The sequence below is a fragment of the Secundilactobacillus hailunensis genome, from assembly GCF_005405185.1.
Taxonomy (GTDB): domain Bacteria; phylum Bacillota; class Bacilli; order Lactobacillales; family Lactobacillaceae; genus Secundilactobacillus; species Secundilactobacillus hailunensis.
In genome coordinates this window covers 16,982-31,004 of record NZ_BJDO01000013.1, presented here as the reverse complement: position 1 = coordinate 31,004, position 14,023 = coordinate 16,982, and the positions used below count along the sequence as shown (strand labels likewise).

13 protein-coding genes are annotated in these 14,023 nt (G+C 45.2%); 4 read left to right on the top strand and 9 right to left on the bottom strand.

The window, feature by feature from the left end:
* Nucleotides 1–237: 237 nt before the first annotated feature.
* From FFM73_RS05210 to FFM73_RS05200, 3 genes are all read left to right on the top strand, one after another.
* The gene (locus FFM73_RS05210; RefSeq protein WP_137630724.1) at nt 238–1,149 is read left to right on the top strand and encodes a magnesium transporter CorA family protein; all 912 of its coding nucleotides are present in this window, start codon (nt 238–240) and stop codon (nt 1,147–1,149) included.
* Nucleotides 1,150–1,240: 91 nt separating this feature from the next.
* Nucleotides 1,241–2,116 (top strand): DegV family protein, encoded by an 876-nt coding sequence (fakB, locus tag FFM73_RS05205; RefSeq protein WP_137630723.1) that lies wholly within the window; start codon nt 1,241–1,243, stop codon nt 2,114–2,116.
* Between the two features lie 14 nt (nt 2,117–2,130).
* Nucleotides 2,131–2,325, top strand: a complete 195-nt coding sequence (locus FFM73_RS05200; protein ID WP_137630722.1) for a hypothetical protein — start codon at nt 2,131–2,133, stop codon at nt 2,323–2,325.
* 70 nt (nt 2,326–2,395) lie between these two features.
* Here FFM73_RS05200 and FFM73_RS05195 read toward each other — a convergent pair whose 3' ends face one another.
* Nucleotides 2,396–2,719, bottom strand: a complete 324-nt coding sequence (locus tag FFM73_RS05195; RefSeq protein WP_137630721.1) for a thioredoxin family protein — start codon at nt 2,717–2,719, stop codon at nt 2,396–2,398.
* Nucleotides 2,720–2,980: 261 nt separating this feature from the next.
* Here FFM73_RS05195 and FFM73_RS05190 point away from each other — a divergent pair, with 261 nt between their 5' ends.
* On the top strand, nt 2,981–4,216 hold the full coding sequence (locus tag FFM73_RS05190) for a DNA/RNA non-specific endonuclease (RefSeq protein ID WP_137630720.1): 1,236 nt from the start codon (nt 2,981–2,983) through the stop codon (nt 4,214–4,216).
* A gap of 116 nt (nt 4,217–4,332) precedes the next feature.
* Here the strand turns inward: FFM73_RS05190 and FFM73_RS12925 are convergent, their stop codons facing one another.
* The 8 genes from FFM73_RS12925 to truB form a co-directional block, all read right to left on the bottom strand.
* On the bottom strand, nt 4,333–4,665 hold the full coding sequence (locus FFM73_RS12925; protein WP_206750970.1) for a hypothetical protein: 333 nt from the start codon (nt 4,663–4,665) through the stop codon (nt 4,333–4,335).
* 247 nt (nt 4,666–4,912) lie between these two features.
* A complete protein-coding gene (gene lepA / locus FFM73_RS05185) occupies nt 4,913–6,751 on the bottom strand; it encodes a translation elongation factor 4 (RefSeq protein ID WP_137630719.1) in 1,839 nt (612 codons plus the stop codon).
* A gap of 178 nt (nt 6,752–6,929) precedes the next feature.
* Nucleotides 6,930–8,096 (bottom strand): molecular chaperone DnaJ, encoded by a 1,167-nt coding sequence (dnaJ, locus tag FFM73_RS05180; RefSeq protein ID WP_137630718.1) that lies wholly within the window; start codon nt 8,094–8,096, stop codon nt 6,930–6,932.
* A gap of 215 nt (nt 8,097–8,311) precedes the next feature.
* Nucleotides 8,312–10,204: a molecular chaperone DnaK gene (gene dnaK, locus FFM73_RS05175; RefSeq protein ID WP_137630717.1), complete on the bottom strand. Its 1,893-nt coding sequence runs from the start codon at nt 10,202–10,204 to the stop codon at nt 8,312–8,314.
* A 45-nt stretch (nt 10,205–10,249) separates the two neighbouring features.
* Complete coding sequence (grpE, locus tag FFM73_RS05170; RefSeq protein WP_137630716.1) at nt 10,250–10,888, bottom strand: nucleotide exchange factor GrpE; 639 nt, start codon at nt 10,886–10,888, stop codon at nt 10,250–10,252.
* A 15-nt stretch (nt 10,889–10,903) separates the two neighbouring features.
* Nucleotides 10,904–11,947, bottom strand: a complete 1,044-nt coding sequence (gene hrcA, locus FFM73_RS05165) for a heat-inducible transcriptional repressor HrcA (RefSeq protein WP_137630745.1) — start codon at nt 11,945–11,947, stop codon at nt 10,904–10,906.
* A gap of 105 nt (nt 11,948–12,052) precedes the next feature.
* A complete protein-coding gene (gene ribF, locus FFM73_RS05160; protein WP_137630715.1) occupies nt 12,053–13,018 on the bottom strand; it encodes a riboflavin biosynthesis protein RibF in 966 nt (321 codons plus the stop codon).
* A gap of 17 nt (nt 13,019–13,035) precedes the next feature.
* A complete protein-coding gene (gene truB, locus FFM73_RS05155) occupies nt 13,036–13,935 on the bottom strand; it encodes a tRNA pseudouridine(55) synthase TruB (RefSeq protein WP_137630714.1) in 900 nt (299 codons plus the stop codon).
* Between the last annotated feature and the right edge of the window lie 88 nt (nt 13,936–14,023).

The following is a 14,023-nucleotide window of genomic DNA, read 5'->3' as shown; positions in this document are numbered from 1 at the left end:
ATATATCATATCATATTTAACCTGCAAGCAACAGAAGACGGGGTTATTCCGTTCTTTAAAAAGAACATACTACTGGATTTTTATAAAAAAGTCAACCAAACAACACCTAATTTCCACTAATTACCAGTCCTAATTTAGCGTGATCCACCCTCCCTTAGTGCTTGCTTTTCCCCCTAGAAATAGTATTCTTGAGGCATGACCACTTTTAAATTAAAAATTTAAAAAGGGAGTTTATTTATGATTAAATCAACCAAACATTTAAACGGCTTTGACTGGGTTGAAACCACCGCCTTAACCGAAGCTGAAGGACAAACACTAATGGCTGATTACGGTATCACAGACGACATCATTACTTACGTCACTGATAAGGATGAAACTGCCAATTACGTTTACGATCCGGCCAACAATCAGCAACTGATGATCGTCCTAGTCCCGTACCAACTAAAAAACACCCAAGCACCGCGCTACATCACCCGGCCAGTGGGCTTTTTAATTCATCAGGGCGTGCTCTTTACTTTTAATGAAAGCCACTTAAGTTTTGTCAGTGAAGCCTTCCAAAAAACGGCCCAAGATACTGAAACGACTTCGGCCTCGGCGTTTATTTTGGAATCAATGTTTGACCTAATCGACAGTTACATCCCAATCGTCAAATTTGTAACTAAGCAGCGAAATCAACTTGATAAGATGCTCAATAAGGATGCTAAGAATTCCAACTTGGTCGCCCTGTCTTATTTGGGCCAGACCCTCACCTTCTTCAATAGCGGTGTTGAATCCAATAACGACCTGTTCACGCGAATTCCGCGGACTTATTTTGGCGTTAATAACTCTAGCGATGAAAACGACATGCTGGAAGACGTTTCCATTGAATCCGACCAAGTTTTACATATGATTCAAAATGAAGAACAGGTGGTCAACCGTATCACCGATACCTTTGACAGTATTATTAATAACAACTTAAATGATACGATGAAGTTTTTGACGATCTGGTCTCTGACGATGGCTGTTCCAACCATTGTTACCGGGTTCTTCGGCATGAACGTCAAGCTACCGTTTGAACACTTTAACAGCGCCTGGATCATGGTGATCGGTCTCTCCGTGGGCTTGATCATCTGGCTATTATTGGTTTTCAAGATGCACCATCGGTTATAATTTTTTTAAATCCTACTGGATATGATTGCTAACTTGGCACGCCTTTGATATGCTCATAGGCGATTTAATTATTTTAAAGGAGCCCGAACCAATGAAAATTGCTGTTGTAACTGACTCAGCCAGTTATTTAACCCCGAAACAGGTAACGGATCACAACATTCACGTGGTCCCGATTACCGTTATCTTTGGTCAGCAGACTTATTTGGATAACGTTGAAATCACAACAAGTGAATTCTACCAGCGCTTAAAAACCGACCCGCAGATGCCAACGACGACGCAGGTCACCTTAGGCCAGATGCAGAATATGTACGATCAGTTAGCTGCTGAAGGTTATGATGCTGCCATCAGTATCCACCTGTCTTCGGGAATCACTACTTTTTACAGTAACCTCGTCAATTATTTACCCAACGTCAAAAACATCAAGGTCTACCCCTTTGATTCCCGCATTGCATCGGCTGGTGAGGCTGATCTAGTAATGTTAGCTGCCAAGCTCGTTGAAGCTGGCCGTTCACCAGAGGAGATCATGCGTGCCCTGACCCATTTACGAGACACAATTGAAGTCTACTTCGTGGTCGATGACCTCTCTCGCCTAGTCCGAACGGGACGTTTATCGAACGCTTCCAGTATTGTTGGCAGTTTATTACGGATCAAACCCATTTTAACGTTCAATGATCAAGCCCAGATTGTCGCCATTGAAAAGGAACGCACGATGCGACGCGCCTATCAGCGAATTAAGCAAAAATTGCAGACCGCCTATGATCAAGCTGACTACCCACTACGTCTAACCATCGTCGATGCAAACAACCAGCAGCTGCAAGAAGAGTGGTCTGCCGATCTAGAAAAAAGCTTCCCCAAAATTAAAATTGCCCATAGTGAAATTGGTCCCGTACTCGGCGTCCACGTTGGCGCTGGTACCATGGCACTGCTCTGGGATTATGATTGGGAACAGTGGCCAGAATCTAACTGAAAGAAGGTCAGCGGATGAATATTTTCTCCATTGGTGGCAAGGGTGACACTAAGTACCTTTCCCGACATGATTTTATCGCGGCACTCAACCGAGATCTAAACCAGCCGGACTTTGATTTTTCACAATTACCAACACCCAAAAATAAAGATGAATATCAGCAATTATTAAAATTTATTCAAAAACAAATTTTACCGCGACTAAAACATTGACCCGTAATATATCAATAGAAGCTAACTCTTCACTTTGAAGAATTAGCTTCTATTTTTTTAGTCTGCTTAATTATAAGTGTTTCCTGATCAATGCCTCAAAAGCTGTTACCGAACGGGCACCGATCACTGCATCCACGATCTGACCATCTTTCTTCAGAATTACCGTTGGGGTACTTTGAACACCTAACGCTTCAGCAATCAGTGGCTGTCGATTAACGGTGATAGACGTGAATTTCACCCTTTTAGCTAATTCAGTCGCGGTTGCGAGATGGGTCAGCACCCGATCAACGGCGGTGCATGGCGGACACCAATCCGAACGAAAATCAACCAGTACTAATCCATGACGGGTCTCTGCTGCATAGTCTGTGTCTTGAATCGGTTTAATTGGTGCCATTAGTAACCCACCTCTCTTTTAAATCCAGCTTCATTATAAAACAAATTGACCTGATCTGCTGTTTTCTGAGTTTCGTCATTCAATCAGTTCAGTTAATAAGCCTAATTAGTTAAACACTTGTGCCAAACAGTCGCCCTTTTCCGGACAATATCTAAAATGATATCGGTTTATATTGCCAAAGCCTTGTTGGACTTGCTATATTGGAGTAAGCATCAATGATCGCTTATTCATTTTATATTTTGTATAAGGAGGGATTCATCCATGTCTTCGCTTGGCATGATCTTGCTGCTTATCAGCATTATTTTATTTGGCTATTGGGGCAGTCGGCGTTTTAAACACCTGCCCACTAAACGAACCGGTTGGAGCGCCATCATCTTATTAGTTCTAGCCTTCGTAATCGGGGGCACTTCTGGTAATCATTCAGCAACTAAATCCGCCAGTGATCAATCCAGTAGTAAAGCCGAACTGAAAGATTCCAGCTCATCAGCTAGTTCGCATCGTTCGCACACAAAAACAACTCGCCGTGCCAAACCGAGTTCAACCAAAAAGAGCTCTCAGTCGAATCATCAAGACCATACTAGCGTCTTGAATAAACTAGTCAGCTATACGGATAAAGAATCCGCCGGCCCCACTGGCAACTATTATTGGCACGTTGGCAAAGCTCACCTCACTGGTTTTAAATCTCTGGGGACCAGCAGCCCACGTTTCACGGCTGACGCTGAACAACGCCCAGCTGCTGCCCGTGCCAAACTCACCTATCAGGAATACGCTTCTTCACGAGGTGGCCGTCAAGGCGATCCTTTAGAGCCCTATGCCTGGCCAAGTAATAACCCCATCGTCGCTATTTCGTACGCAGCTACCGGCCGGACCTATCATGGGTATTTATGGAACCGCAGCCATTCCATTGGTGATAGTCTTTTAGGAGCCAAATCATATACTTCTGTCAATAATTTTACCACTGGTACGCGGCCCCAAAACGTCGGTGCTGATCAGGACGGTGGTATGCGCTACGGGGAAGAAACCGTTGAAAATTACTGGTCCGATCACCCTGATACCCATCAAACAGTCGACTATCAGACCACACCAATTTATAAGGGCAACGAAAGTATTCCTCGTGGTTCACTGGTTGATATTAAATCTTCTGATGGCACCATTAATACTGAAATTGCCGTTATCAACGACGCGGAAGGCATCAAAATTAACTACAATACGGGTGCCAATAACGCCAAACCTTATCATCGTTCGCAAGCGACACCTTACCAGCACCATAGCACGACTAGTTCTAATCAAGGCTATCAAGATTCAACGACACATTCACAAGCAACAACGTCAGGCAAGTGGCACGTGGCACCAGCTGGCCACGTTTACGTGTCTAAATCTAATAAATACTATACGCGCGTCACGAATCCGCAGAATTATACGAAAGAAACGAAGGCCCAGGCCAAAGCTGCTGGCGCAACCGAAGCGCTACGTGGTAATGAATACGCCCAACCTTAGTCTTTAACAAAATCAACTCTGTTTACATTTTAGTATAAAGCAGCTAGACCAGTATCGGCCTAGCTGCTTTATTTTTGTAGTGAATGGTGTCCGTTTACAAGTTACAACGGAAGATTTTACGAGGCTTTACTTTGATATTCTTGACGGAACATTTCAATGATTTCATCGGCCTGTTCCCGACTGTTTATCGAAAAAATAGTCTGTCGAAAAACGGTCGTCTCGTTAACATTCCATGTTCTTTCATCTTCAATTACGTTCCTAATTGGAATACTTTCGTAAATCCGACTTGGCACGTATCTGACTTTTGAATGGAATAAATTTTTCGGCGCAAATGGGTTATCTGGTTCTACTTCGAGTATCATGATTTCAAATTGGTCTTTACGATTCTTTCTCATTTTGCGTTTACGAGTTTTCTCAAATGAAGCGCTGATTGTCATATAATAGATCATTTGTAATCCTTTCATAGTTGGCAACGGCTTGAATAATTGGAGTATACCAAATGACAACTTAATACACAACTAAAAAGACTTCCAATTATTATAGTCAGGAGACAACTTCAATATGTAAAAAAATAGAAAGCCAGTTACTCTCCCAATGCAGCCTTACTTACATTGAAAAACAACTTAGCTTCCCATTTAGTCTTCATTCGCACGTTACTTGAAACAAGAAACAATAGTAGCATTCCCATAAGAATGTCTATTTACCGCCTTTTTCGTCCTCATCCGTTTGCAAGACCGCCATGAACGCTTCTTGCGGAATATCCACTGTTCCCACAGACTTCATGCGTTCCTTCCCACGCTTTTGCTTTTCCAGCAACTTGGCACGCCGATCAGGGTCGCCGGTATGAATCCGGGCAGTAACGTCCTTACGGTAGGCCTTAATCGTTGTCCGAGCAATGATCTTAGCACCAATCGCTGCTTGAATCGGAATTTCAAAGTTTTGCCGAGGAATGATTTTCTTTAACTTAGTGGCAATATCACGGCCACGCTTCTCAGCGAACTGACGGTGAGAAATGAAACTCAACGCATCGACCTTATCACCATTGAGCAAAATATCGATCTTAACTAAGTCACTTTCACGGTAACCGTCTAATTCGTAATCTAACGATGCATAACCTTTGGTGGAAGACTTCAATTTATCAAAAAAATCAAAGATGATTTCGGACAGTGGCATCTTATAGACGACATTAACCCGGTAATCGTCCAAATACTCCATCGTCACGAACTCCCCACGCTTATGCTGGCACAGTTCCATGACTGGGCCAACATAGTCGTTAGGCGTCATAATTGTGGCTTTAACAAAGGGCTCTTCAATCGTTTTAACCGCTGCAGTATCTGGCATCTCAGACGGGTTTTCCACTTCCTTGACCGTACCGTCAGTTAGATTAGCCCGATACGTCACGGATGGGGCTGTCGTAATGAGCTGGAGGTTAAATTCCCGTTCCAGCCGTTCTTGAACCACATCCATATGCAGCATCCCTAAGAATCCACAGCGAAAACCAAATCCCAGCGCCTGTGAAGATTCGGGTTCAAATTCCAGAGCGGCATCATTGAGCTTTAATTTTTCCAGTGCTTCACGCAGATCTTGGTACTTGGCATTATCGGTTGGGTAGAGCCCCGCATAGACCATAGGCTCCATTTCCCGGTAACCAGGTAACGGCTTATCTGCTGGATTGGCTGCACTGGTAACAGTATCACCCACTCGGGTATCCGTGATATCTTTGATGCTAGCGGTAATATAACCAACTTCACCGGCAATCAGCTGATCACGTTTCAGTGGCTTCGGTGAGTTCACCCCAACTTCAGTCACTTCGTATTCCGAACCGGAGTTCATCAATTTGATTTTATCACCGGGTTTAACGGTGCCTTCAAATAAGCGAACACTCAAAACGACCCCGCGGTAATCATCGTAAATTGAATCAAAGACTAACGCTCGCAGCGGAGCTTCCAGATCACCATCCGGTGCCGGAATCTTGTGCACGATCTGTTCCAGCAGATCTTCAATCCCGATTCCCTTTTTCGCACTGGCCATGACCGCGTCCGAAGCATCAATGCCAATCACATCTTCAATTTCTTTGCGAACTTTTTCGGGTTCAGCCGATGGCAGATCGATTTTATTGATCACTGGCAGAATTTCCAGATTATCGTCAATCGCCAAATAAACGTTGGCCAGAGTCTGTGCTTCGACCCCCTGAGCAGCATCAACGACTAACACCGCGCCTTCACAGGCAGCTAGGCTCCGTGAAACTTCGTACGAAAAATCTACGTGTCCGGGGGTGTCAATCAGATGAAACTCGTAGGTATGGCCATCTTTGGCGTCATACGTTAATTCAACCGCGTTCAACTTGATTGTAATACCGCGTTCCCGTTCCAGGTCCATATTATCCAAGATTTGGTCTTGCATATCGCGCTTAGCAACGGTATCCGTCATTTCCAAAATGCGGTCAGCTAAAGTCGACTTCCCGTGATCGATATGAGCGACAATTGAAAAATTCCGGATGTCTCGTTGGTGCGCCTTCATTTGTTCAAGATCCATTTGCATTCTCCTACCTTTTAAATTCAAACATATTAATCATTATAACAGAAACCGGGGGTAACCACCTATTACGGCTGGTGGAATTTCGCCTGGAAACACCAAAAAGTCGCGTGGTCAATGATCGACCATGCGGCTTTTTTGTTCGTCCGTTAGAGCAAGTGGTCATCACTCCGCTGAACTAATTATCAAATGCATCTTTCATCTTGTCAAAAAAATGACCTTTACCGTTGCCAACTTTCTCACCGCTGGCTTCGGCATATGCTTTCAATGCCACTTTTTGCGCTTTATTCAGGTTCTTTGGTGTGGCAATCTTGACGGTGACACGCTCGTCACCAGTACCGTTACCACGCAGACGCGGTGCGCCTTTACCCTTCAAACGGAAGACTGAACCAGTTTGCGTTCCAGCCGGAATCTTCAGCTTAACGTCACCGTGAACCGTTTGAACGTTAATTTCGTCACCCAATGCCGCCTGCGTAAAGCTAATGTCTTTATCCAAGTAAATATCGGCACCATCACGGGTGTAGACCTTACTTGGCTTGACGCTAAACAGAATAAACAAGTCACCATAAGGGCCACCGTTTTCACCGGCTTCACCTTGGTTTTGCAGCCGCATTTGCTGACCGTCATCCACCCCAGCTGGGATGTTGACTTCAACTTCATGCCGCTCTTCCTCGTGACCAGAGCCGCCACAGGTTGGGCACTTTTCCTTAATTTCTTTACCAGTACCATGACAAACTGGGCAAGGCTGTTGACTGCGCATCCGGCCCAATGGCGTATTGGTTTCCGTAGTCACGTAACCAGAACCGCCACAGTTGTGACACGTTTCTGGACTGGTACCCGGCTTGGCACCACTACCGTGACAGGTATGACATTGTGCTTGACGATTATACTTGATCTTGGTCTTCTTACCAAAGATCGCTTCTTCAAACTTCAGTGTCATTTCATACTGCAGATCACGTCCCGGTTGCGGTGCATTCGGGTTGCGACGGCCACCGCCGCCACCACCGCCAAAGAATTGGCTGAAAATGTCTTCGAAACCGCCACCGCCGAAACTACCGCCAGCATCACCAAAGCCACCGAAGCCACCACCGGCTCCGCCAGCACCAGCGCCACCAAAGCCTTGAGGGCCATCAGCTGAGCCGTATTGATCGTAATTCGACCGTTTTTGTTCGTCACTTAAGACCTCATAGGCCTCAGTGATCTCTTTGAATTTCTCTTCAGCACCAGGCGCCTTGTTAATATCGGGATGGTACTTCTTCGATAATTGGCGGTAGGCCTTTTTAATCTCAGCTTGGGACGCATCTTTTGAGACCCCAAGCACTTCATAATAATCTTTACCAGCCATGTTAACCTCCTAAAAGTAAGCATTGCGTGCGTCGACTGTCTAAATCATCAAGACTCACGACAGTGTACTTGGCCTATTTGAAATGACCGTTTTTCATTTAAATGATCATTTGAACCAATAATCGTTCACTCAAATAGAATAGCATAATTCCATTAAAACAAAAAGCCAAAGCCCGCGTTTGAGCCTTGACTTCCTGTCTGCTATCTAGTTAATCATTACTTTTTGTCTTTATCATTAACTTCTGAGAAGTCACCGTCAAAGGTCTTACCGTCGCCCTTATCATCTGTCTTACCAGATTGATCATCGGACTTAGCACCGTCAGCACCAGCGCCGGCATCAGCCTTAGCACCATCGGCACCCTTTTGATCTTTAGTTTGTTGATAAAGTTTAACTGAAAGGTCTTGAACGATCTTGTTCAAGTCGTCCTTCTTAGTCTTCATCTCTTCAACGTTGTTGTCTTCTTGGGCCTTCTTAAGGGCATCACGTGCGTCCTTAGCCTTCTTGATCTCGTCGTCTGAGACTTTGCCCTTAACTTCGTCCAAGGTCTTGTCAACAGTGAAGAGCAATTGGTCAACTTCGTTCTTTAAGTCGGCTTCTTCCTTACGCTTCTTGTCGGCCTCTTCGTTTTCTTGGGCTTCCTTCATCATCTTGTCGACTTCTTCGTCTGACAGACCGCCGGAACTCTTGATGGTAATCTTTTGTTCCTTATTAGTTCCCTTATCCTTGGCTGAAACGTTAACGATACCGTTACGGTCAATATCAAAAGTAACTTCGATCTGAGGAACCCCACGAGGTGCAGCTGGAATGTCTGCTAATTGGAAATTACCCAAAGTCTTGTTGTCAGCAGCCATTGGTCGTTCACCTTGCAGCACGTGAATATCAACGGCTGGTTGGTTATCGGCAGCGGTACTGAAGACTTGTGACTTGCTAGTTGGAATCGTGGTGTTACGATCGATCAGCTTAGTGAAGACACCGCCCATGGTTTCAATACCAAGTGAAAGTGGGGTAACATCCAGCAAAACAACGTCCTTAACATCACCAGTTAAGACACCACCTTGAACGGCAGCCCCTAAAGCAACGGCTTCGTCAGGGTTGATTGAGTGGCTAGGTTCCTTGCCAGTCCACTTCTTAACAGCTTCTTGAACGGCTGGGATTCGAGTTGAACCACCGTTTAAGATGACAACGTTAATATCATCAGCTGATAATTTAGCATCCTTTAAGGCGTTTTCAACTGGGACACGGGTCTTTTCAACTAAGTCAGAAGTTAATTCGTTGAACTTAGCACGAGTCAACGTGGTCTCCAAGTGAAGCGGACCATTGTCGCCGGCAGAAATAAATGGCAAGCTGATTGATGATTCAGTCACACCAGATAAGTCCTTCTTAGCTTTTTCAGCAGCTTCCTTCAGCCGTTGCATCGCCATCTTATCCTTAGAAAGATCAATCCCGTTATCGGCTTTAAACTGGTCGATCAACCAATCCATGATGCGCTTATCGAAATCATCACCACCAAGGTGAGTATCCCCGTTAGTAGAAAGAACATCGAACACGCCATCGCCTAAGTCAAGGACGGAAACATCAAAGGTCCCACCACCAAGGTCATAGACCAAGATCTTTTCATCAGCATCCTTCTTATCAAGACCATAGGCTAATGAAGAGGCGGTTGGTTCGTTGATGATCCGCTTAACGTCTAAGCCAGCAATTTTACCAGCATCCTTAGTTGCTTGACGCTGAGAATCGTTGAAGTAAGCAGGAACGGTGATTACCGCTTGAGTGACCTTATCGCCAATGTAATCTTCAGCAAATTCTTTAATGTACTGCAAAATGTCTGCAGAAATTTGTTCTGGGGTGTAATCCTTGCCTTCAATGGTAACTTTGTAGCCCTTTTCACCCATGTGGCTCTTGATTGAAGAAACCGTGTTGGGATTAGTGATCGCTTGACGCTTAGCCACAGCACCAACGGATGGTTTACCATCTTTAAAAGCGACAACTGATGGCGTCGTACGGCCACCTTCTGGATTAGGAATGATCTTTGGTTCGTTACCTTCCAGAACAGCCACCGCTGAGTTCGTAGTACCTAAGTCAATACCAATAATTTTATTACTTGCCATGAATAATTTACCCTCTTTATTTAAATTAGATTCAAATTGATTACGTTATTGTGCAACCATTACCATCGCTGGACGTAAAATTCGGTCTTTCAAACGGTAACCTTTTTGCAGGACCTTAGTAACATGGTCTTTTTGATCATCAGATTCTGCCGCTACCGTTTGAACAGCTTGGTGAATATTCGGATCGAACTTTTCGCCTTCAGCCTTGATTTCAGTCACGCCATTGCTGGTTAAGGCATCCATCAAGTGCTTTTGAACCATTTCAATTCCCTTTTTCAACGACTCGGCCTGTTCGCCTTCAACCGGCGTACTCAAAGCGCGTTCCAAATTATCCAGTGCCGGTAAAATATCATGTGCCAATTGCTGGCCATCATACTTGATCAACGCAGCCTGGTCTTTTTTATTGCGCGTCTGAATATTTTGAATCTCAGCTTCAGCTCGCAGATATTGATCAGAAGCCTTGTCTAACTGCTTTTGCAAGCTGCCAACTTGTGCGAGCGCTTTTGTCAAAGCGTCATCTACGGACTTCTTCTTACCCGTTGAGGCTGATTGATCAGCTGACTTGCTTGCGTCAGCTGAAGATTGCTGGTCGTCTACCTGTGCGTTTTTTGCAGCGGATTTTTTGGTGTCTTTTTGCTTATCCGCCTTTTTATTTGCTGCTTGGTCTGCTTTATCTTCAGCCACTATAACACCCCTTTACTACTGATCAAAATATCGATAATAATCGATGAGTCGCTGCGCTAGCTCTTGCCGAAAAGCGCCAACTAAACCAATCATCCGCGAGTACGGCATCCGCGTCGGCCCCAGCAGGGCAATAACGCCGGTACCATGGTTCCCCGCATCATAGGTGGCAGTGATCAAACTGTAATCCTTTAAGATATCGTTAGTCATTTCACTGCCGATCTTCACTTGAATGTGATCAGTGGGCTGGCCTAAAACATCGGCCATATCATCACTGTGATCCATTAAGGTATACAACGACTTTAATTCATCCACGTCATTACTGTCGGAAAAGTTCAATAGATTCAGCCGACCGCCAACGTAGAACCGCTCCTGAGCGGCCTTGGTCAGCACATCGCCAAAGATCTTCAAGAACCCTTCAGGCTGCTGCAAATAATGGGCAACCTGCATTGGGATATCCGACTTCAGTGCGGTTAACACCTCGTCTAACGGTTTGCCGACTAACTGGTCGTTAATCAGACGTACCACCGCTTCAAGCTGGTCACTAGTGATTTTAGACGTGATATTGAACGTTTGTGATTCAACATCGCCGTTGTCCGTCACCAGCACGGCCATCACCTGCCGCTTCCCCAACGGAACTAACCGAAAACCGCTTAACCGGCTTTGCTTATGCTCCGGTTTCAGTGAAAAGGCGGTATATGACGTTAAATTCGATAAAATTTTTGCCGATGTTTCAATAATTTCGTCAATTTTAAGAAATTGACCTTCAAGTGAAGACTTAATGATATCAATGTCGTTGGCTTTGATTGGATCCGGCTGAACCAAATGATCCACGTAATAACGATAGCCCTTCACGGAAGGGATCCGGCCGGACGAAGAATGGGTCTTCGCAATCAAACCCAGCTCTTCTAGAGCGGCCATCTCGTTACGCACCGTCGCCGAACTGACGTGCATCGGTAACTGTGCTGCTAGCGCCTTCGAACCCACAGGAACGCCACTGCTCGTATAATCGCGAACAATTGCTTTTAAAATCATATTCTGTCTGTCCGTTAACGTGATCATCACCTCTTTTTAGCACTCCCATAGTACAAGTGCTAAGACACATATATAATGTATCAAACACTGTTTTTTAAGTCAAGTATTCAGCTAACATTTTTAGCAATTAATTCATTCGAGTGCTAATTTGGTGATCGGATGAGCCTCAAAATAAGCTTTGGTATCCTGAGCATCCTGATTTAACTGCTTAATCAGTCCCGCAACTGAATCAAACTTAATTTCGCCGCGTAATCGGTAATCCCACTCAACGGTCACAATCTCACCGTAAATGGCTTGCTTAAAATCTAATAAATAAGCTTCAACGGTCACCGGACGCCCTTCGCCAAACGTCACGTTACGGCCAATCGACGTCATGGCTTGATACCATTTGCCGTTGACTTTGACCCGGGTCACGTAGACGCCGATTCCTGGTAACCAGTACTGCGCATCATGGCTGACATTGGCAGTTGGAAAGCCCAGTGTGCGTCCTCTGGCTTCACCATGCATGACGGTTCCCGTAGTTTGGTACCGGTAGCCTAACAGGTCATTGACCGTCTTAAGATCGCCCTGATCTAAATTATGGCGGATTCGTGATGAACCGATTTTTTTCGATTGCAGTTCTTTTTCACCAACGACCACGATCTCAAAGCGATTCTGGGCATATTCTGGTAATTTGTCCATCGTCGCCACATCTTTTGGTCCGTAGGTATGGTCATACCCTGCAACTACCACCGCAGCGTGAAAACCGATCAGATACTGATCGACAAATTCTTGCGGTGTCTGCGCTGCAAACTGGCTGGCAAAATTGATTTGATAAACAATGTCCACGCCTAACTGTTCAAAAAGTGCCATTTTACGTGCATTGACCGTTAAATAACGGTTGCGTTCCGGTGTTAATTTTTGATAAACCAATGCCGGATGATGATCATAGGTCAAAACGGCGAGTGCTAACCCCCGTTCATCCGCAATGGTGCGAGCTCGGTTGATCACCGCCTGATGGCCGCGATGCACCCCATCGAAGAAGCCCATCGCCAAAACCACCGGTCGATCAATAACTTTGGCCGCTGTTAATGGATGATGAATCTGAATGACTCGCATATTATTGCCCCAACTTTCTACTTAATACTAAACATTTTTAACGGCTTATACCGGTCTTCTACCCGTTGATATAGACACTTGATCTGCCCCTGATACTTGAGTGAAATGATTGGTGCATCCGTATCGACTTCATCGGGCAGCAGCCAAACACCATGCTGCACAACGGACCAGATTTCATCGGAAATCTCAATGGTGGGATACTGGGTCAATACCCGGTCGATGGGATACAGAAAATCCGCTGTCCCCTTGGCAGTTTGTTCCCTGAGCGTTGCTAACGAAACGGTTTCGTCAATGGTAAAACCACCGCTTTCAACGCGGGTCAAGGCGGACATGACTGCCGGCAGGCCCAATTCAGTCCCAATTTGAACGGCTAACGTCCGGACATACGTCCCCTTAGTGCAAGCCACTTCAAAATCAAAGCGCTGGGTGCCGGTCTGCGCGTCAAACTGACTGTCACTGGTCCGTTTAAAGTCCAGAATTGTAATCGTTCGAACAGGCCGCTTAACCGTTTGCCCCGCTCGCGCATAATCGTACAGTTTTCGGCCGTTCACTTTAACAGCTGAATACATTGGCGGTACTTGTTCCAGTTCACCAATCATTCCGACCATAACGGCATCGATCTGCGCATCAGCCACCGGTTTAGTCATGGTCACGCGCTTGATTTCTGATCCGTCTAAATCTTCCGTTTCGGTGGCAAAGCCTAGCGTCACGCTGCCCCGATAAACCTTTTTATGGGTCATCAAATAATCGACTACCTTAGTGGCACTGCCCACACAGATTGGCAACACACCATCCACATTAGGATCTAAGGTTCCTGAATGGCCAACTTTTTTCATATGAATAATTTTACGTACGTGATTAACGCAGTCATGACTCGTCATGCCCCGTTCTTTATATAGTGGAATAATGCCATCCATATATGACCACTCCATTTCGTATAAACTGTCTAACTTTGCCATTATATCACGTGAGTACGTGATAACGACACGAAAAAAGTCGTCCGCA